This window comes from Plantactinospora sp. DSM 117369 (assembly GCF_053764795.1).
In genome coordinates this window covers 3,398,724-3,418,078 of record NZ_CM132446.1, presented here as the reverse complement: position 1 = coordinate 3,418,078, position 19,355 = coordinate 3,398,724, and the positions used below count along the sequence as shown (strand labels likewise).

Genomic DNA, 19,355 nt, shown 5'->3' with positions numbered 1-19,355 from the left:
CGACAGCAAGGATGACCGTTCGGTTGAGGAAGGTCATATAAACAGCCCCTATAGTCGTACCGATCGATATGCGGCTTCCTCGTGGCCCACCAAGGATCGTGATCCGACAAGCCCACCACGCGGTTCCGTCCGTCGATCACCGCACCCGGCATTTCCCGTTCCGCCCGGAGCGGAAGTCCCGTCCGACCGCCATCACCCGGCACCGGAGGATGCCGAGACAACGGTGGACGGACCACCGGCACGGTGCTCGTCATCCCAGCTAGGGCCGACATTGTGAGCGTGGGCCGAATGACACTCCGAACGCAGGCCACGGGAGCGACCGTCACCGGTCTCCGTAGGTCGGAATATCTTGAGGCCAGATTGCGCGCCTTCCGGGCCCGCGAACTCGCCGACCGGCAGCATCCGACACCTACCCGGGTGGCCGCGGACGCGGCGTCACGCGTACTGCCACTGCTCGGCGGTTACACCGGGATCTTGTTGTTCGCCTTTCCCTACAACCTGCCCGCAATAGCCGTCTTCGCGATAGCCACCGTCTCCGTACTCGGCTCCTGGTTCCACGATTCGGTCCACCGGAGCGTCCAGGCACCCGCCACCGTCGCCTTCCTGCTGGCCCGACTCGGTGCGAGTCCCGTCGGATTCAGTCCGAGCTGGTGGGCCTACAAGCATGTCCGACTCCATCACCGATACCCCGGAAACCCGGAGTTCGATCCCGACATCCAGTTCGGTCGGCTGGGCCGGGTCTCGTCCGCGCAGCAGTGGCAGCCACTGCACCTGACCCAACACGTCCACATGTGGTTACTGCTCCCGTTCTCGACGCTGAACATGCTCAAGCCGGCCGAGCCCGGTCTCGTACGCCGCTACAACAACCTTCCCGGAATCAGGATCACGACGCCCGGCTGGTTCTTCCTGGTCGACAAGTACGCCGGGCCGGTGGTCGTCTGGGTCCCGGTCCTTCTCGCGCAGTCCCTGCGGGGGGCGGTCTTGACCTTCCTCGTCTTCCACCTGCTCACCGGCACGCTGGTCTCCTTCGTCACCCAGGTCCAGCACAACACCGCGCTCTCCGACGCCAGCGACGACTACTCGGCCCGCTGGCCCCTGTGCGAGCAGGTACTGCGCACCACCGACGTGGGCCGGTCGCAGGACTTCTGGTGGTGGCTCTGCGGTGGGGTGAACTTCCACGTCGCCCACCACCTGGCACCGAGTCTCACCTTCTTCGAACTGCCGGCCGTGACCGCGCGGTTGCGGGCGGACCTTCGGGAGATCGGCATCGACCTACCGGTGCACAGGAACATGATCGAGGCCCTCCGGTCGCACGCGTCGCTCGTCCGCAGCCTCGCCCGGCGCCCTTCCGACAGCCTCCCGCACAGGCTCGGCAGCAGCCTCGACAGATAGCCGAAAGGATTCAGGGTGCAGCCAGTACCGAAACAAACGCAGCGCACCGAACCGGCGCCCATCCCGGACCTGAGGCCATTCGTCGTGGAACCTCTGATCCTGGCCAGGCTGGACGGCGCCGCGGCGGGCAACCTGACCGTCGCCCTCTGCACCGCCGCACTGACCGCGCTGGCGGCCATCTGGTCGGCAGCCGCATCCGGCCTGTTCCTGCGGTCGAAGGACGCGGACGCCCTGTGGAACGACATCTGGCTCTTCGCGCTCCGCAACGAGTCGAACGGTGTCGACACGTCCGTTCCCTACCTGCGCGACTATCCGTCCATCATCCTGACCTTCACCATCGCCGCCTCGGTGCCGCTGGTCTACGCCCTGTACTGGGGAGCCGCCAGCCTGCATTCCGAGATGGAGGCGTCCGGCTGCGTCAAGTACGACGAGGCCGGCCGGCGGAAGCTCACCGAGGCCGTGGAAGCGGTCAATCTCCGGCTTCGGCGTTGGGGAAAGTTCTCGCCTCTCGCATTCGCGGTCGCCCTCGCCTTCACGACTCTCACCAACCTGGCGCTCCAGTCCGGGCTGTTCGGATTTCTCGCTCCCGGGCTTTACGACGAGTGGTGGGCGAGTCTCCAACCGCTACGCCCCGGAGGTGTAGCCTGGATTCTCTTTGGGGCGATCGGCATCTATATGGTCTACGCGGAGGCGGTGGTGGGTCTCACGTATGTCTCGTTCCTGAAGCGTCTCCACAACGACTACCAGTTCAGGGCCAACATGCTAAACCCCGACGGGTTCTTCGGCTGGCTCCGACTACGGCAGTTAATCACGAACATGCAGGCCGGAGCGTTGTGCACGCTACTCAGCGCCTGGGCGCTGTCCTTCTTTCTGGAGCCGGCGACCGGCACCATCGCGACCGTCGTCCTGCTCTCGGTGTTCATCGGCGTCGTCGGCTATGTGTTCTTCGCCGTCAACATAAACTTCCGCCGTCAGGTCCGGCGAGACAAGGAGGCCCAGACGCGGGAGGTGGCGGAGGAGATAAAGAAGAACGCCGGACGGACGGATACGGAGGGCCTGCTGCTGCTCCTGGTCGCCTATCAACGACTCGAATACATTGCCAAGATTCCCTCAACCCCGATACGACAGCGATGGCTGGTCGCCGGCGCCCTCTCCATCCTCGGCCCCATCTCTGCGATTTCCATTCAGGTGGTCAAATACTTCTCACCATGACCATCGGCCGACCCATTTAGGAGCCCCAGAATGATCTCCGTTGTGATCCAGGGCGGCGCAATGCGCTCGATATACTGTCTCGGCGCGATCCGGGCGGTCGTCGAGGGTGGCTACGCGGACCGGGTGCAGACCATCCACACGGCCAGCGCCGGCTGCGTCTCGGGAGCCGTGCTCGCCGCGCATCTCGCCAGGCCGGAGAGCCGGGCGGTCGCCGAAGCGGCGGATGCGTTCCTGGACAGGCTCGGCGGCGATCGCTTCATCAACCTCTGGCGCCTCCGGAAGATCGTCGACGTCGACCTCCTCGTCGACACCATAGCTGCGGTGACCTCGCTCTCCGTCAAGGCGCTCGCCAGCCGAGACCTCACCTTCGAGGTGGGCCTGACGGACGCGCACGACGGCTCGGCCCGATACGTCGACCTGGCCCGGAGCGAGTCGGACCACGACCTCTACCGCGCGCTGCGCGGGACGATGGCCATCCCGCTGCTGTACCCGAGGAAGGTGATGATCGACGATCGCCGCTACATCGACGGCGGCATAAGCGATCCGCTACCGGTGCTGCGGGCGGCGCGCCGGAATCCGACGGCCATCATCGCGATCTCCAGCGTGGCGAAGCCGAATCTCGGCAGGGAGCTGGAGAGCCGTCGCGAGTCGTACGTGGTCAGGCTCCTGCCCAACCTCTCGTCGTCGATCAAACACCTGCTGCTGGCCAGGAATCCGCTCGGCGCCGCGATCGAGGACCTGACCGAGTACGGGTCGGTGGCGGGAGTGCGGGTCATCCGGATCGCGCCGGTAGACCAGGCGCGGCTGGGGCATCGGCTGGAGACCGACAGGCAGAAGCTGCTCGTGCTCGAAGAGATGGGTTACCAGGACGGCATGCGTGCGCTGAGCGCTCTGGCGCCCCTCGGAGAGTTGAAGCGGCAGTAGAGCTCTCGACCTGGACAGCGCAGCGGACTTGTCCGGCGGAGCGCGGCGGGCTGCACTAGGGTGCCGGCTGTGACCGAATCCGTACCCGACGACCGGCGGCTCCGGGTCGACCTGCTGACTCGGGAGTACCCCCCGGAGGTGTACGGCGGGGCCGGGGTGCACGTCGAATACCTCGCCCGCGAACTGCGTACCCGTGCCGACACCCGGGTGCACTGCTTCGGCGCACCCCGCCAGTCCCCGTACGCCGATCCCGGCGTCACCGCGTACCCCGAGCCGGCGGAACTGGCGCACGCCAACGCCGCGCTGCGCACCATGGGGGTGGACCTGGCGATGGCGGCCGGCACCGCCGGCACCGACGTGGTGCACAGCCACACCTGGTACGCCAATCTCGCCGGCCACGTCGCCAAGCTGCTGCACGGGGTACCGCATGTGGTGACCGTGCACAGTCTGGAGCCGCTGCGGCCGTGGAAGGCAGAGCAGCTCGGCGGCGGCTACGCGCTCTCCTCGTGGTGCGAGCGGACCGCGCTGGAGGCCGCCGACGCGGTGATCGCGGTCTCCGCCGGGATGATGCGTGACCTGCTGGCCGCCTATCCGGCGGTCGCACCGGAGCGGGTCCGGGTGGTGCACAACGGCATCGACACCCACCAGTACGCCCCCGACTCCGGCACCGACGTGCTGGACCGGCTCGGTGTCGACCCCGACCGGCCGAGCGTGACGTACGTCGGCCGGATCACCCGGCAGAAGGGCCTGCCGTACCTGCTCCGGGCGGCCCACCGGCTGCCGCCGACCGCCCAGCTCGTGCTGCTGGCCGGTGCCCCGGACACGGCGGAGATCGCCGCCGAGGTGGAGGCGCTGGTCGCCGAACTGCGGGCCAGCCGGGAGGGGGTGGTCTGGGTGGCCGAGATGCTGCCCAAGCCCGAGGTGATCCAGATCCTCAGCCACAGCACCGTCTTCGTCTGCCCGTCCGTCTACGAACCGATGGGCATCGTCAACCTGGAGGCGATGGCCTGCGAGACCGCCGTGGTGGCGACCGCCACCGGCGGCATCCCCGAGGTGGTCGCGGACGGCGCGACCGGCCTGCTGGTGCCGATCGCCCAGGCCGGCGACGGCACCGGCACGCCGCTCGACCCGGAGCGCTTCGTCGCCGACCTGGCCGCCGCGATCACCGAACTGCTCGACGACCCGAGACGCGCCGTCGAGCTGGGCCGGGCCGGCCGGCGCCGGGCGGTCGAACACTTCTCCTGGGACGCCATCGCCGACCGCACCGTGGCGGTCTACCGGGAAGCCCTCGGCTGATGCGGGAGCGTTCCGCACGCCCCGCCTGGCACGCCGGACGCTCCCGGATCATGACGCCTGGCTGTCGGGGCGGCGGGCCGGCCAGCCGGAATGCGTCCGGCGCGCGGCCGTCGATCAATCACAGTAGGTTGGGCAGGGTGAGTGGACGGATTCCGATCGAAGACGTGACGCCGTCCGTGGCGGGTGGTCGGTACCCGGCCAAGGCGGTGGTCGGCGAACTGGTCCCGGTGACCGCGCTGTCGTACCGGGAGGGGCACGCGGCGATGGGCTGCCAGGTCGCCTGGCGCGGCCCGGACGGCGCGCAGCGGCCGGTGGTCCGGATGCGCCCCGGCCCGCACTTCGACGACCGGTGGCACGCCACCATCCGGCCGGACGCGGTGGGCGAGTGGAGCTTCACCGTGCAGGCGTTCGACGATCCCTATCTGACCTGGCGGGACGCCGTCGGAAAGAAGATCGACGCCGGGCAGGGGCTAGCCGAGCTGGCCAACGACCTGGCCGAGGGCGCCGACCTGCTGGACCGGGCCGCCGACGGCGTACCGGTGCAGGAGCGGGACCGGGTCCGGGCCGCCGCCACCGCGTTGCGGGACGGCGAGCGGCCGCTGCCCGAGCGGGTCTCCCCCGCGCTGGACCTGGCCGACCTGCTCTGGGCGTACCCGGTCCGGACGCTGCTGACCAGCGCCCCGGCCCAGCCGATCTGGGTGGACCGGCAGCGGGCGCTCTTCTCCGCCTGGTACGAGTTCTTTCCGCGCTCCGAGGGGGCGGTGCTGGCCGCCGACGGGCAGCCGGCCCGGTCCGGGACCTTCCGCACCGCCGCCGAGCGGCTGCCCGGGGTCGCCGCGATGGGCTTCGACGTGCTCTACGTGCCGCCGATCCACCCGATCGGCCGGATCAACCGGAAGGGCCGCAACGCCGCCCTGGTCGCCGGGCCGGACGACATCGGCTCGCCGTGGGCGATCGGCGCGGCCGAGGGCGGGCACGACGCGATCCACCCCGACCTGGGCACGCTCGACGACTTCCGGTCCTTCGTCGCCGCCGCCGGGCGGGTCGGCCTGGAGGTGGCGATGGACCTGGCGCTCCAGGCCGCGCCGGATCATCCGTGGGTCACCGCGCACCCGGAGTGGTTCACCACCCGGGCGGACGGGTCGATCGCGTACGCCGAGAACCCGCCGAAGAAATACGAAGACATCTACCCGGTCAACTTCGACAACGACCCGGAGGGGATCCGGGCCGAGGTACTGCGGTTGGTGCTGCACTGGGTGGACCAGGGCATCCGGATCTTCCGGGTGGACAACCCGCACACCAAGCCCTTCGACTTCTGGCACTGGCTGATCTGGGAGGTCAAGCGGCACGACCCGGACGTGCTCTTCCTGGCCGAGTCGTTCACCCGACCGGCGGTGATGCACGGGCTCGGCAAGATCGGCTTCACCCAGTCGTACACCTACTTCGCCTGGCGGACCAGCACCGCCGAGCTGCGCGAGTACTGCCAGGAGCTGGTGGCGGCGGCGGACTACATGCGGCCGAACTTCTGGCCGAACACCCCGGACATCCTGCCCGAGCACCTCCAGCACTGCGGGCCGCCGATGTTCAAGATCCGCGCGGTGCTGGCCAGCCTGCTCTCGCCCTCCTGGGGGATCTACGCCGGCTACGAACTCTTCGAGCACCTGGCCCGGCCCGGCGCCGAGGAATACCTCGACAACGAGAAGTTCGAGCTGCGCCCCCGGGATTGGGCGGCGGCCGAGGCCGAGGGCCGGTCGCTGGCCCCGTTCCTGGCCCGGCTGGGCGCGATCCGGCGGGACAACCCCGCGCTGCACTGGCTGCGCAACCTGGTCTTCCACCAGATCGACAACCCGGCCCTGCTCTGCTGGTCGAAGCGGGACGAGCAGACCGGCAACACGGTGCTGGTGGTCTGCTCGGTCGACCCCGGGCAGGTGCAGTGGGGCAACACCGTGCTGGACATGCCGGCGCTCGGCTTCGACTGGCACGAGCGGTTCACCGTGCACGACGAGCTGACCGGCGCCCGGTACGACTGGGGGCAGCACAACGCCGTCCGCCTCGACCCGTTCCTCTCCCCCGCGCACGTCTTCACCGTGCACCGGCACGACGGCCGGGCGGGCGACGGGACAGGGGCCGGGGCCAACGGCACCGACAAACCCGCCGGACCGGAAGGCCAGGGATGGACGAGCTGATCGCCGGTACGGCACACGACCCGTACGCCCTGCTCGGTGCCCACCCGGACGGCGACCGGACGGTGATCCGTACGCTGCGCCGGGGTGCCGGCACAGTGGAGTTGCTGGTCGGCGGGGAACGCCGGCCGATGCACCGGGTGCACGGCGAGGGGATCTTCGAGGCGACGGTCCCCGGCACGGTGCTCGACTACCGGGTGGTGGTGGACGGCGAGCCGCGCGACGACCCGTACCGTTTCCCGCCGACCGTCGGGGAACTCGACCTGCACCTGATCGCCGAGGGCCGGCACGAGCGGCTCTGGACGGCGCTCGGCGCCCGGCCGGCCGACGGCGGCGGGGTGTCGTTCGCGGTCTGGGCGCCGAACGCCCTGGGTGTGCGGGTGGTCGGCGACTTCACCGGCTGGGGCGCGCACCAGGGCTGGCCGATGCGGTCGCTGGGCAGCAGCGGGGTCTGGGAGATCTTCGTCCCGGAGGCGGCGGCCGGGCAGCGGTACAAGTACCGGATCCTGTCCCGGGACGGGCAGTGGCGGGACAAGGCGGATCCGCTGGCCCGGCGGACCGAGGCGCCGCCGGCCACCGCCTCGGTGGTGGACGGGTCCGGCTACCAGTGGTCCGACGCCGACTGGCTGGACCGGCGGGCCCGGCGGCAGCCACACCAGGAGCCGATCAGCGTCTACGAGGTACACCTCGGCTCGTGGCGGCCGGGGCTCTCCTATCGGGAGCTGGCCGACCAGCTCACCGCGTACGTGCTCGACCTGGGCTTCACGCACGTCGAGTTCCTGCCGGTGATGGAGCACCCGTTCGGCGGCTCCTGGGGCTACCAGGTGACCGGCTACTACGCCCCGACCGCGCGCTTCGGCGACCCGGACGACTTCCGCTACCTGGTGGACCGGCTGCATGCCGCCGGCATCGGGGTGCTGCTGGACTGGGTGCCGGCGCACTTCCCCCGGGACGACTGGGCGCTGGCCCGGTTCGACGGCACCCCGCTCTACGAGCACCCCGACCCGCGCCGCGGCGAGCACCCGGACTGGGGCACGTACGTCTTCGACTACGGCCGCCCCGAGGTCCGCAACTTCCTCGTCGCGAACGCGCTCTACTGGTGCGAAGAGTTCCATGTGGACGGTCTGCGGGTGGACGCGGTCGCGTCGATGCTCTATCTGGACTACTCCCGCGGCGACGGCGAGTGGCTGCCGAACGAGCACGGCGGCCGGGAGAACCTTGAGGCGATCGCCCTGCTCCAGGAGGTCAACGCGACCGTCTACCGGAAGCATCCGGGTGTGCTGATGGTGGCCGAGGAGTCGACGGCCTGGCCGGGGGTGACCCGGTCGACCGATGCCGGCGGGCTGGGCTTCGGCTTCAAGTGGAACATGGGCTGGATGCACGACACCCTGACCTATCTCGGCAAGGACCCGATCTACCGGCAGCACCACCACAACGAACTGACCTTCTCCCTGGTGTACGCCTGGAGCGAGAACTACGTGCTGCCGATCAGCCACGACGAGGTCGTGCACGGCAAGGGGTCGCTGCTCGGGAAGATGCCCGGCGACCAGTGGCGCAAGCTGGCCGGGGTACGCGCGCTGCTGGCGTACATGTGGGCGCACCCGGGCAAGCAACTGCTCTTCATGGGCTGCGAACTCGGCGACGACCGGGAGTGGAGCGAGACCCGGGGGCTGGACTGGCACCTGGTCGACGATCCGGGCCGGGCCGGCGTGCAGCGGCTGCTCCGGGACCTGAACCGCGGCTACCGGGACAATCCCGCGCTCTGGTCCCAGGACACCGTACCGGCCGGCTTCCGGTGGATCGTCTCGGACGACTCCGCCAACAACACCCTGGCCTTCACCCGGATCGCCGCCGACGGCTCGCCACTGGTCTGCGTGGCGAACTTCGCCGCGCTGCCGCACGAGGGCTACCGGATCGGGCTGCCGCTGGCCGGGCGCTGGTCCGAGATCCTGAACACCGACGCGGACTGGTACGGCGGCTCCGGGGTGGGCAACCTCGGCGCGGTCACCGCCGACGACCAGCCGTGGCACGGGCTGCCCGCCTCGGCGGCGCTGCGGGTGCCGCCGCTCGGCGTACTCTGGCTCCGCCCGGGCTGAGCGGCGGCGGGACGCACGGCGACTCCGGCGGAGCCGCCTCTCCGGCCCGGGTGCGGTCGCTACCCGGCAGGCCGGGCACCGAGGCGGCGCCCGGTGAGGAGCACTGCCAGCAGGGTCAACGCGGCGAGGGCGGCGGCGGCCAGGAAGACCCCGCGCGGCGAGGTGGCGGCCTCGACCGGCCCGAAGAGCAGCGGCGAGCCGAACTGGCTGGCGAAGGTGGCCGTACCGAGCAGTGCGGTCGCCTGCCCGCGCCGGCCGGCCGGGGCGTGTTCGGCGACCAGCACCGTCAGGGCCGGCACGGCCAGACCCATGCCGAAGCCGAAGACGGCGGACGCGGCCAGCAGCGGGACCGGCGACGCGCCGACGGCGAGGAGCACCAGCGCCACCGTCCAGGCGGCGAAGGCCAGGAGCAGCAGTCCCGACCAGCCGAGGCGGGCCCGGACCCGGGCGAACCGGAGCCCGGTCAGGCTCATCACCAGCGAGAGCAGCGCGCCGAAGAGCGCGACCCGGAAGCTGTCCCGGACACCGACCTCGGCGAGGCGCGGTGGCAGGAACACCAGTACGCCGTAGAGCAGCGCGGTGGCGATCGCCTGAAGCGCGTAGATCCCGAGCAGTCCGGGACGCCCCCGCAGCAGCGGCTCGGGGCGGGCCCGCGTGCCGTGGCCGGTGGCGGACAGGGTCGCCTCCTCCGCAGCGGCCGTCCGCGACCGGGCGGCATCGGCGTACCTCGACCGTCGTCCGCCATCCGAAGTGGACAGCACTCGGAGGGTGGCCACGCCGAGCGGGACGCCGACCAGGTATACCGCGAACGGCGCGTGCCAGGAGATCTCGCCCAAGGCGCCGCCGAGCAGTGGCCAGAGCACCCCGCCGAGGCTGATCGCGGTGCTGCGCCAGCCCATCATCCGGTCCCGGGCCGCCCCCTCGGCGAGGTCGAGCAGGCCCAGGGTGGTGCCGGTGAAGACGGCGGCGGCGCCGATCCCGAACACCAGGCGGCTGGCGACCAGCGACACGTAGTCGTCCAGCAGCAGGCCGGCACCGCCGGCCACGCCGTAGACGACGAGTCCGGCGGCGAGCGGTCCGGGTACGCCCCACCGGTCGACGGCCCGGCCGACCAGGGGACCGACGAGGGCCAGCGACAGCCCGTGCGCGGTCAACACCAGTCCGGCGGCACCGGCGCTGACTCCGAGGTCGGAGCGGAGAACTTCGACCACCGGCGCCAGCACCGCCCCGGCCAGCACGGTGAGGGTGGAGCCGAGCAGGAGTACCCAGAGCGGACCCCTGGGCGGGCTCGGCGGTGTATCCCCGACGGGCGGCCGGGTGGCGCGGCCCGGCCGGGTGGCGGGACCGCGCCCGGCGCGGCGGCGGGGGTTCCCGGCGTGTTCCGGAGTGGCGGTCATGTGCACAGGATCGGATCTCGAGTTTGGTTGAGGTCAACCCCGGCCCGCCCGGCCCGTACTGCTGAATCCGGCAACCTCCGGCGCAGGCCCTGGAAATATTAGATCGACGTGTGACAATGTTCTTCGCCACCCGCACGTCCCGTCCACTCAGGAGGAAACGTCATGCCGCGACCGATCCGCCGGTCGGCGGTCTTACTCGCCGCCGCCCTGCTCACCCTCACCGCACTGGCCGGCCCCGCCCGGGCCGGCAGCGACACCGACCTCGCACCGCAACCGTTCGCCGCCGACAGCGGCGACAGCTGCCGGTACGGCCTCGCCGAAGGAACCCTGGAGTTCCTTCCGATCTCCGCACCTCCCGGGCTCGGCTCGGTGACCGTCACCGGCACCATCGCCGACCGCCCCTACGAGCGCGATCCCGGCCCGATCTGCCCGGACGACGGGCTCTTCAGCTTCGTCACCTTCTACGCCTACGGCAACGGCCGCCCCATCACCCAGGGCACGTCGAGGGTGGACAACGACATCACCAAGTACAGCTTCCGGCTCGCCCCGCAGGAGCCGTTCGGCGGCGTCGACACCGTCGTCGTCCAGGTCTGCCGGGCAGCGACGGCGAACGCCCCGACACCGCTGCCGACACCGACCGGCTACTGCGGAACGCCCCAGGTCTACTCGTTGCACTGGGGCTGACCAGCCGGTCGAACGCCCTGGGAGGAGCACAATGCCGCGTTCCATCCACCCGGTCGCCGCCGTACTCGCCGCCGTACTCTCCGCCGCCGTAGTCTCCGCCGCCGGCATCGGCACCGCCGGTCCCGCGTCGGCCGGTACCGGCGCCGAACCGCGCACCCGGGCCGAACAGCCGTTCCGGGCCGACTCCGGCGACGACTGCCCGTACGGGGTCACCGAGGGCACCCTCGACTGGTATCCACCGACCGCGCCGCCCGGGCTCGCCTCGGTGGTGGTCCGAGGCAGCGTGGGCGACCAGCCGCTGCCGATCGACCCGGTCCGGATCTGCGAGGACGACGGCTGGCGCACCGTCGCCGTCTACTCCGCCTATCGCCAGCGGACCCTGGTGGACGAGGCGCGAATCTGGGCCGACAACGATGTCGTCCCGGTCACCGTCGGCCTCGCCCCGAACACACCGCCGGTCGTCGACTCGGTCGTCGTCCGGGTCTGTCGCGTCCCGGCGGATCCCCGGCTCCGTCCGATGTACTGCGGCGCGCCACAGGTCCACCGCCCCGACGCGGCGGTGACCACCGGCCGGTGACAACCCGCCCCGGGGGCCGGCCCGTCCAGTCGAGCGGCGACGCCCCCGCCGGTGGCGTCCCACAGGTCGGGCCGCCCGCCGGGCGGGGCAACTCCTGACCGATCGCGCGAATCGGTTTCCCGGAAACTCCGGTAGGTTCCCGCCATGACCGTGCTGCAAGATCTTGTTGCCGCGCTCGCCACCGGCCGGGTCGAGGTCGTGGACCTCACCGCCCCGCTCTCGGCGCAGACGCCGATCCTCACCCTCCCCGAGCCGTTCGGCCAGACCGTCCCGTTCGCGCTGAGCGAGATCAGCCGCTACGACGAGCGCGGCCCGGCCTGGTACTGGAACAACTTCACCACCGGCGAGCACACCGGTACGCACTTCGACGCGCCGGTGCACTGGGTCAGCGGCCAGCACGGCGACGACGTCTCCCAGGTGCCGCCGAGCCGGCTGATCGCTCCGGCGGTGGTGCTCGACCACACCGCCGAAGCCGCCGCCGACCCGGACTTCCTGCTGGAGGTCGAACACGTCCGGGCCTGGGAGGCGGAGCACGGCCCGCTGCCGGCCGGCGGCTGGCTGCTCTACCGGACCGGCTGGGACGCGTACGGCGACGACGCGCAGCGGTACGCCAACGCCGGCCGTACCCCCGGGATCTCCGCCGCCTGCGCCAGGTGGCTCGCCGAGGAGGCCCCGGTGCAGGGCGTCGGGGTCGAGACGGTCGGCACCGACGCCGGGGCCGCGCACTCCTTCGACCCGCCGTTCCCCTGCCACTCCTTCCTGCTCGGGGCCGACAAGTACGGCCTCACCCAGCTCCGCAACCTGGCACAGCTTCCGCCGACCGGCGCGGTGGTGGTCGCCGGACCGTTGCCGATCGTGCGGGGGTCCGGCAGCCCGTGCCGGGTACTCGCCCTGGTCGAGCGGTAGCGGGCGGAGCGGATGCGGGCGACGGGATGGCGGTGACGGGCATGCGGGTCGCCGAGGTGGTCGGTCGGGTGCTCGCCGCGCACGGGGTACGGCACGTCTTCGGGGTAGTCGGCAGCGGCAACTTCCACGTCACCAACGCGCTGGTGGCCGGCGGGGCCCGGTTCGTGGCCGCCGCGCACGAGGGCGGCGCGGCGAGCATGGCGGACGGCTACGCGCGTACCTCGGGCACGGTCGGGGTGCTCTCGGTGCACCAGGGGCCGGGGGTCACCAACGCGTTGACCGGGATCGTCGAGGCGGCCAAGAGCCGGACGCCGCTCCTGGTGCTGGCGCCGGAGGCGACCGAGCCACGGTCGAACTTCTACATCGACCTGCCGCACACCGCCACCGCGCTCGGCATCCACTACCAACGGGTACGCCCCGAGCACGTGGTGGTGGACGTCGACGCCGCCTACCGGCGGGCAGCCCGGGGCGAGACCGTGCTGCTGGGGCTGCCGCTGGATGTGCAGGCCCGGGAGATCGCACCCTGGACCGGCCCTCTCGATCCCTGGCCCGCCCACACCGACTGGGTTCCCGACGTCGAGCCGCTGGTCAGCGCGTTGACCACCGCCCGGCGCCCGGTCTTCGTCGCCGGCCGGGGCGCCCGGGGTGCCCGGGAGCCGCTGATCCGGCTGGCCGACGAGTGCGGCGCACTGCTGGCGGTCTCCGCCGCCGCCAAGGGACTCTTCGTCGGCGATCCGTGGTATCTCGACGTCTCCGGCGGCTTCGCCACCCCGCTCGCCGCCGAGCTGATCGCCGAGGCCGACCTGGTGGTCGCCTGGGGTAGCACGCTGAACATGTGGACCACCCGGCACGGTCGACTGATCTCCCCGTCGGCCGTGGTGGTCCAGGTCGACGAACTGCCGATCGGCACCGCCCCGCACTCCCGGATCGACCGGTACGTCAGTGGCGACGTGGCCCGGGTCGTCCGGTACGCGCTGCGCTGGCTGGACCGGGAACCGGGCGTCGGCCGGCCGCCCGGCACGCAGCGCACGCCCGAGCTGCGAGCGCGGATCGCGGCCGAGGGGCGGTGGCGGGACGTGTCCTATCTGGACGATAGCGGCGAGGGACGGATCGACCCGCGTACCCTGACCATCGCCCTGGACGACCTGCTGCCGACCGAGCGGACCGTGGTGGTCGACTCCGGCAACTTCATGGGCTATCCGTCGATGTTCCTCTCCGTACCGGACGTCGCCGGGTTCTGCTTCACCCAGGCGTTCCAGTCCGTCGGGCTGGGTCTGGCCAGTGCGCTCGGCGCCGCCGTGGCCCGGCCGGACCGGCTCACCGTGGCGGCGCTCGGCGACGGCGGGTTCCTGATGTCGGCGGCCGAGCTCGTCACCGCCAGCCGGCTCGGCCCGCCCCTGCTGGTGGTGGTCTACGACGACGCGGCGTACGGCGCCGAGGTGCACCACTTCGGCCCGGACGGCCACCCGCTGGACCTGGTCCGGTTTCCCGACACCGACCTCGCCTCGATCGCCCGGGGCTACGGCTGCGCCGCGCTGACCGTCCGCGAGGTCGACGACCTCGCCCCGGTGCGGGAGTGGCTGGCCGGCCCGCGTGACCGGCCGCTGGTGGTCGACGCCAAGATCACCAGCAAGCGCGGCGCCTGGTGGCTGGAGGAGGCTTTCCGGGGGCACTGAGCCAGCCGGTGTCACCGATCGGCGTCACCCCCGGCCGGCTCGGGCAGCGTGACGGTGCCGTCGAGGTAGCGGCGGTAGCTGCCGCGCAGGCGTACCCGGTCGCCGTCGACCACGCAGTGCACCGTGCCGCCCCGGGCGGAGAGCTGCCGGGCGGTCAGCGTCGTCCGGCCGAGCCGCTCCGCCCAGTAGGGTGCGATCTGGCTGTGCGCGGAGCCGGTCACCGGGTCCTCGAAGGCGCCCGCCCCGGCCCCGAACCACCGGCTGACGAAGTCGACGCCGTCGGTGTCGGCGGGGGCGGTGACGATCGCTCCGCGTACCGGCAGCCGGGCCAGGGTGGTGAAGTCCGCCTCGACGGCCCGGACCTCGGCGGCGTTGCGCACCACGTAGACCAGGTCGCTGTCCTGGAACCGGTGCTGCGGCTCGATGCCGAGCGCGGCCACGGCGGCGGCGGAGACCTCGTCGCCGTCCGCGACCGCCCGCAGCCGTCCGGCCGGGAAGTCCAGCTCCAGTTCGCCGTCCCGGGCGGCCCGGCGCACCGGGAGCCAGCCGCTGCGGGTCCAGAACAGCAGACGCCGCGCGTCCGGATGCACGTCGTCGAAGAGTTGCCCAGCGGTGGCCAGGGTCGCGTGCCCGCAGAGGTCCACCTCGACCGCCGGGGTGAACCAGCGCAGGTGGTAGGCGGGGTCGCCACCGGGCGGCCGGTCGGCGTCGGCCGGCAGTTCCGCCGTGTAGAAGGCGGTCTCGGAGAGGTTGTTCTCCTCGGCGAGGGCCTGCAGGACGGCGTCGGGCAGCCAGCCGGGCAGGGGCATCACGGCCGCCGGGTTGCCCTGGAACACCCGGTCGGCGAAGGCGTCGATCTGGATCAGGCGGAGCCGCATCGCCCCTGTCTACCAGTACCGGGCCACCTCGTCGGGACCGGTGGCCGGCTCGGGCCGGGGCCGGGCCGGTAGGGTCGTCCGGACCGATCCCCGGATTGGGTAGACTTCGGTTATATAAGTGAGCGCTGAAAGGATGGCGGCGTGCACGCGTTCGACGTTCTCGGCGATCCCGTCCGGCGGCGGATCCTGGAGCTGCTCGCCGACGGGGAGCGGTCGGCGGGCGAGGTCAGCGCGGTGGTGCAGGAGGAGTTCGGGATCTCCCAGCCGGGCGTCTCACAACACCTGCGGGTGCTCCGGGAGAACGGGTTCACCACCGTACGCGCCGCCGGCACGCGGCGGCTCTACGCGGTGGACCCCGCCCCGCTCCAGGAGATCGACCGGTGGCTGGAGCGCTATCGGGGGTTCTGGACCCAACGGCTGGACGCCCTCGGCACCGAGATCGCCCGGGGCAGACGCGAACGGCGCCGGGCGGCGGAACCGACCCGGGAGAGCTGAGAACCGATCCGGCTCCGCCACGCGCCCGGACGAGGTTCGCGCACCGCCCGGACCCAGGTCGCCGCGCGCCTCAGACCAGATTCGCCTCCCGGAGCAGGCGCCACAGTCCGGCGCCGTCGGGCGCGCAGAACCAGCGCTCGCCCAGCAGGCCAGCCGCCGGGGTACTGCCGTCGGTGCTGCCCGTCGGCGCCGGGAAACCACCGGCCAGCACCGCCTGGGTCGGGGAGAGCCGGCGGATCAGCACCGCGGCCACGTTGTCCGGGTGCTCGGCGGCGAACTCGGCGTAGATCTCCTGGTCGTGCTGGCCGTCGTCGCCGATCAGCAACCACCGGATCTCCGGGAACTCGCGGACCAGCCGGGCCAGGGTGGCCCGCTTGTGCTCCCGCCCACTCCGGAACCAACGGTCCGCCGTCGGGCCCCAGTTCGTCAGCAGCAGCGGGCCGGCGGGATAGAGGTGCCGGGACAGGAACCGGGTCAGCGTCGGCGCGACGTTCCAGGCGCCGGTGGAGAGGTAGAGCACCGGGGCGCCGGGGTGCGCGTTGACCAGGCGCTCGTAGAGCACCGCCATCCCGGGTACCGCCATCCGGGCGTGCTCGTCCAGCACGAAGGTGTTCCAGGCGGCCAGCAGCGGCCGGGGCAGCGCCGTCACCATCACCGTGTCGTCGATGTCGGAGAGGACCCCGATCCGCAGCGCCGGGTCGACGATCCGGACCGGCGCGTCGACCGGCTCGGCGCCGGGACTGGCCAGGCGTACGCTCTGCCAGCCGGGCGCCAGGTCGGCCTCGACGACGAGGTCGATGAAGCCGCTCCGGTCGGCCCGGGCCTCGTGCCGGCGGCCACCCGCCTCGATCACCACCGGCGCGTGCTGCACCGGCAGGGTGGCGAAGCTACGCCAGCCGCGTACCTTCTCCGGCCGGCGGCGGGGGCGGCGGCGCAGCCGGGTCAGCAGGACCCGACCCAGCACCCGGATCCACCCGGGCGCGCCATAGCCGGCGTACGGGATGATCGTGACATCCCACCCGCCCTGCCCCAGGCGACGCTCGATGAACTGGTGCACCGCGTCCTCGATCCGGGCCGCTCGGTGCAGCCGGGGCGCGGGCGCCGGACCGGCGGGTATCAGCGACACCTAGCCACCCTGCCACAGAGCACCCGGTCCGGCTACGAGACAGATCAACTAACCCGCCGGCACGCTCCCCGCGCCGGGCTCCCGGGCCGGACGGAACCGGTGCGACCTGCGCCGATCCGGACCTCCGGTGCGGGACGCCGTGCGAGACTTCGAGGCGGGACGGCGACGGGGGCGCGGGGGTGTCGGTGGCGGTGCCGCGCGGGGGGCGGCGGGTGCGAACACTCGACCGGCCGGGCGCGGTGGCGCTCGGCCTCGGCCTGCTCGCCCTGGCCTACCGGCTGGCGCTGATCCTGCTGACCGTACCGGGCTCCAACAGCGACGAGGCCACGTTCGGGCTCGCCGCGCTGCACATCGCGGACGGCCGCGAACTGCCGGTCTTCCTCTACGGCCAGCACTACATGGGTACCGTGCAGAGCTATCTCGCCGCGCCGCTCTTCCTGCTCTTCGGCGCCGGCTGGATCCCGCTGCGGATACCCCTGCTGTTCCTGTACGCCGCCTTCCTCTACCTGGCGTACCGGCTCACCCGGCGGCTCTACTCCCCCTGGCTGGCCACCTTCACTGTCGGGGTACTCGCGCTCGGCGGCGAACGAGTGATCCGGGACCAGATCACCGCCGTCGGCGGCCGGCCGGAGGTCAAGCCCGCTGTGCTGGGCCTGCTGCTGATCGCGCTCGCCCTCGGCCAGCGGCGGACCCGGCACCGGTGCTGGGCCTTCGGCCTCTTCGGCCTGGTCACCGGGCTCTGCGTCTGGGACGACTGGCTGGTGCTGCCCTACCTGGTGGTCGCCTTCGCCGTGCTGCTGGTCGGCTGCTGGCGGGACCTGCTCGGTCCGGCCGGCGCCGTACTGGTCGCCGGGTTCCTGCTCGGGGTCGCGCCGCTGGTCGTGGACAACCTGACCGCGCCGGCCGGGCAGGACTCGATCTCCGTGCTGCGGCAGGTCAGCGAGGGCGAGGCGGAGTCGACGCCGGGTACCGCCCGACTGCACGGCGCGCTGCTGGTCGGGATCCCGCTCGCCACCGGGCTCTGCCGGCCGGAGCGCTGCGATGCCGTGGAGATGTCCTGGGGCGGGCTCTACCTGGCGCTGCTGCTCGCCGCCGGGGTGCTGGCGGTGGTCGGACTCGTCCGGGCCGGCCGACCGACTCCGGGCAGCGGTGCCGAGTCCCGCGGAACGTCCGGCAGCGCCGCGGCCGTCGGTACGCCGGGGGACGCCCGGGCCGGTGACGCGGTCCGGGCCGCCCGGGTCGGGTACGCCACCCAACTCGCCCTGCTGATCGGCGCCGCGCTCACCGTGGCGGCGTACGCCCGCAGTTCGCTCGCCGGCAGCGCGCCGCTGGCCAGCGCCCGGTACCTGTCGATCCTGCAGATCTCGCTGCCCGCCGTACTCTGGCCGCTCTGGCTGGTCGCCCGCTGGTCGGGGCGGCTCGCCACCGGACCGGTGACCCGGCTCGCCGGGGTGCTCGGCACCGCCGTACTCGCCCTGCTGATGGTGCTGCTGCTCGGCACCACCGGACACCTGGTCGGCGAGATCGGCACGATCCGGACCGAGGAACGGCAGCAGCGGCAGCTCGCCCGCACCCTGGAGCGGGCCGGGGTCAGCGCGGTGTACGCCGAGTACTGGACCTGCAACCGACTGGTGTTCGTCACCCGGGAACGGATCGCCTGCGCGGTACTCGGTGCGAACCTGCGGCCGGGGCAGGACCGCTATCCGGCGTACCCGAGGCGGGTCGGCACCGCCGACCGGCCGGCCTTCGTCTTCGAGGCCGGCGCGCCCGCGGACGCCGCGTTCCAGGCCCACCTGCGCCGCTCTGGCGTGCCGGCCCGGGTGACCCGGGTCGGACGGCACACGATCTATCTGCCGGAGTCGACGCTCCGTCCCCCGCCCTGACCGGCCGGGCCGCTCGGCGTATCCTGCGAAGCCGTGACTCAAGCGATGAACGAGCCTCCCGCCCTCCCCGACACGGTCTTCGTGCACCCCTCGGCCGAGGTCGACGAGGGCGCGCGGATCGGCGACGGCACCAAGGTCTGGCACCTCGCCCACGTCCGCTCCACCGCCCAGGTGGGCGCGAACTGCGTGATCGGCCGGAACGTCTACGTGGACGCGAACGTCGTGGTCGGCGACCTGGTGAAGATCCAGAACAACGTCTCCGTCTACCAGGGCGTGACCATCGAGGACGAGGTCTTCGTCGGCCCCTGCGCGGTCTTCACCAACGACCTCCGGCCGCGGGCCCAGAACCCGGACTGGCAGATCACCCCGACCATGGTCCGCAGGGGCGCCTCGATCGGCGCGAACGCCACCATCGTCTGCGGGGTCGAGATCGGGGAGTACGCGATGATCGCGGCCGGCTCGGTGGTGACCAAGGACGTCAAGCCGCATCAGTTGGTGGCCGGCAACCCGGCCCGCCCGCTCGGCTGGGTCGACGTCTTGGGTCAGGTGGTCTCCCGGGACAAGGAGAACCCGCCCGCCGACCTCGGCTGACCGGCACGCTCCTGCCCGGCCGCCATCGTGCTCCGCCGC

The 19,355-nt window shown here is 72.1% G+C and carries 16 protein-coding genes; 13 read left to right on the top strand and 3 right to left on the bottom strand.

The genetic code is table 11. The features are described from left to right. Nucleotides 1-360 precede the first annotated feature (360 nt). From ACSMXO_RS15045 to glgB, 6 genes are all read left to right on the top strand, one after another. Nucleotides 361-1,392, top strand: coding sequence for a fatty acid desaturase family protein (locus ACSMXO_RS15045; protein WP_455418207.1), 1,032 nt, complete (start codon nucleotides 361-363; stop codon nucleotides 1,390-1,392). Between the two features lie 15 nt (nucleotides 1,393-1,407). After that, the gene (locus ACSMXO_RS15040) at nucleotides 1,408-2,604 is read left to right on the top strand and encodes a hypothetical protein (RefSeq protein ID WP_455418206.1); all 1,197 of its coding nucleotides are present in this window, start codon (nucleotides 1,408-1,410) and stop codon (nucleotides 2,602-2,604) included. A 30-nt stretch (nucleotides 2,605-2,634) separates the two neighbouring features. Further along, entirely contained in the window at nucleotides 2,635-3,528 is an 894-nt protein-coding gene (locus tag ACSMXO_RS15035; RefSeq protein WP_455418205.1) for a patatin-like phospholipase family protein, read from the top strand. A 69-nt stretch (nucleotides 3,529-3,597) separates the two neighbouring features. Continuing rightward, nucleotides 3,598-4,824, top strand: coding sequence for a glycogen synthase (gene glgA / locus ACSMXO_RS15030; RefSeq protein ID WP_346258597.1), 1,227 nt, complete (start codon nucleotides 3,598-3,600; stop codon nucleotides 4,822-4,824). 137 nt (nucleotides 4,825-4,961) lie between these two features. After that, complete coding sequence (locus ACSMXO_RS15025; protein ID WP_455418204.1) at nucleotides 4,962-7,010, top strand: alpha-1,4-glucan--maltose-1-phosphate maltosyltransferase; 2,049 nt, start codon at nucleotides 4,962-4,964, stop codon at nucleotides 7,008-7,010. Then, nucleotides 6,998-9,103, top strand: coding sequence for a 1,4-alpha-glucan branching protein GlgB (gene glgB / locus ACSMXO_RS15020; protein ID WP_455418203.1), 2,106 nt, complete (start codon nucleotides 6,998-7,000; stop codon nucleotides 9,101-9,103). The genes ACSMXO_RS15025 and glgB overlap by 13 nt, the downstream gene beginning before the upstream one ends. Nucleotides 9,104-9,162: 59 nt before the next feature. Here the strand turns inward: glgB and ACSMXO_RS15015 are convergent, their stop codons facing one another. Continuing rightward, nucleotides 9,163-10,500: an MFS transporter gene (locus ACSMXO_RS15015; RefSeq protein ID WP_455418202.1), complete on the bottom strand. Its 1,338-nt coding sequence runs from the start codon at nucleotides 10,498-10,500 to the stop codon at nucleotides 9,163-9,165. Nucleotides 10,501-10,662: 162 nt separating this feature from the next. Here ACSMXO_RS15015 and ACSMXO_RS15010 point away from each other — a divergent pair, with 162 nt between their 5' ends. From ACSMXO_RS15010 to ACSMXO_RS14995, 4 genes are all read left to right on the top strand, one after another. Beyond that, nucleotides 10,663-11,184 carry a hypothetical protein gene (locus ACSMXO_RS15010; protein ID WP_455418201.1) on the top strand — a complete coding sequence of 174 codons (522 nt, stop codon included), beginning with the start codon at nucleotides 10,663-10,665 and terminating at the stop codon, nucleotides 11,182-11,184. Between the two features lie 31 nt (nucleotides 11,185-11,215). Beyond that, the gene (locus ACSMXO_RS15005) at nucleotides 11,216-11,761 is read left to right on the top strand and encodes a hypothetical protein (RefSeq protein WP_455418200.1); all 546 of its coding nucleotides are present in this window, start codon (nucleotides 11,216-11,218) and stop codon (nucleotides 11,759-11,761) included. A 144-nt stretch (nucleotides 11,762-11,905) separates the two neighbouring features. Further along, a complete protein-coding gene (locus ACSMXO_RS15000) occupies nucleotides 11,906-12,667 on the top strand; it encodes a cyclase family protein (RefSeq protein WP_346258591.1) in 762 nt (253 codons plus the stop codon). 41 nt (nucleotides 12,668-12,708) lie between these two features. Then, a complete protein-coding gene (locus ACSMXO_RS14995; RefSeq protein WP_455418199.1) occupies nucleotides 12,709-14,343 on the top strand; it encodes a thiamine pyrophosphate-binding protein in 1,635 nt (544 codons plus the stop codon). 11 nt (nucleotides 14,344-14,354) lie between these two features. Here ACSMXO_RS14995 and ACSMXO_RS14990 read toward each other — a convergent pair whose 3' ends face one another. Then, nucleotides 14,355-15,221 (bottom strand): PhzF family phenazine biosynthesis protein, encoded by an 867-nt coding sequence (locus ACSMXO_RS14990; protein ID WP_346258589.1) that lies wholly within the window; start codon nucleotides 15,219-15,221, stop codon nucleotides 14,355-14,357. Nucleotides 15,222-15,362: 141 nt separating this feature from the next. On the opposite strand from ACSMXO_RS14990, the gene ACSMXO_RS14985 reads away from it, so the two are divergent. Continuing rightward, nucleotides 15,363-15,716 (top strand): ArsR/SmtB family transcription factor, encoded by a 354-nt coding sequence (locus ACSMXO_RS14985; protein ID WP_346258588.1) that lies wholly within the window; start codon nucleotides 15,363-15,365, stop codon nucleotides 15,714-15,716. 70 nt (nucleotides 15,717-15,786) lie between these two features. Here the strand turns inward: ACSMXO_RS14985 and ACSMXO_RS14980 are convergent, their stop codons facing one another. After that, nucleotides 15,787-16,842 (bottom strand): App1 family protein, encoded by a 1,056-nt coding sequence (locus tag ACSMXO_RS14980; protein WP_346258587.1) that lies wholly within the window; start codon nucleotides 16,840-16,842, stop codon nucleotides 15,787-15,789. A gap of 179 nt (nucleotides 16,843-17,021) precedes the next feature. On the opposite strand from ACSMXO_RS14980, the gene ACSMXO_RS14975 reads away from it, so the two are divergent. Then, nucleotides 17,022-18,725 carry a hypothetical protein gene (locus tag ACSMXO_RS14975; protein WP_455418198.1) on the top strand — a complete coding sequence of 568 codons (1,704 nt, stop codon included), beginning with the start codon at nucleotides 17,022-17,024 and terminating at the stop codon, nucleotides 18,723-18,725. A 45-nt stretch (nucleotides 18,726-18,770) separates the two neighbouring features. Beyond that, a complete protein-coding gene (locus tag ACSMXO_RS14970) occupies nucleotides 18,771-19,316 on the top strand; it encodes an acyltransferase (protein WP_346258683.1) in 546 nt (181 codons plus the stop codon). The last annotated feature ends 39 nt before the right edge of the window (nucleotides 19,317-19,355 follow it).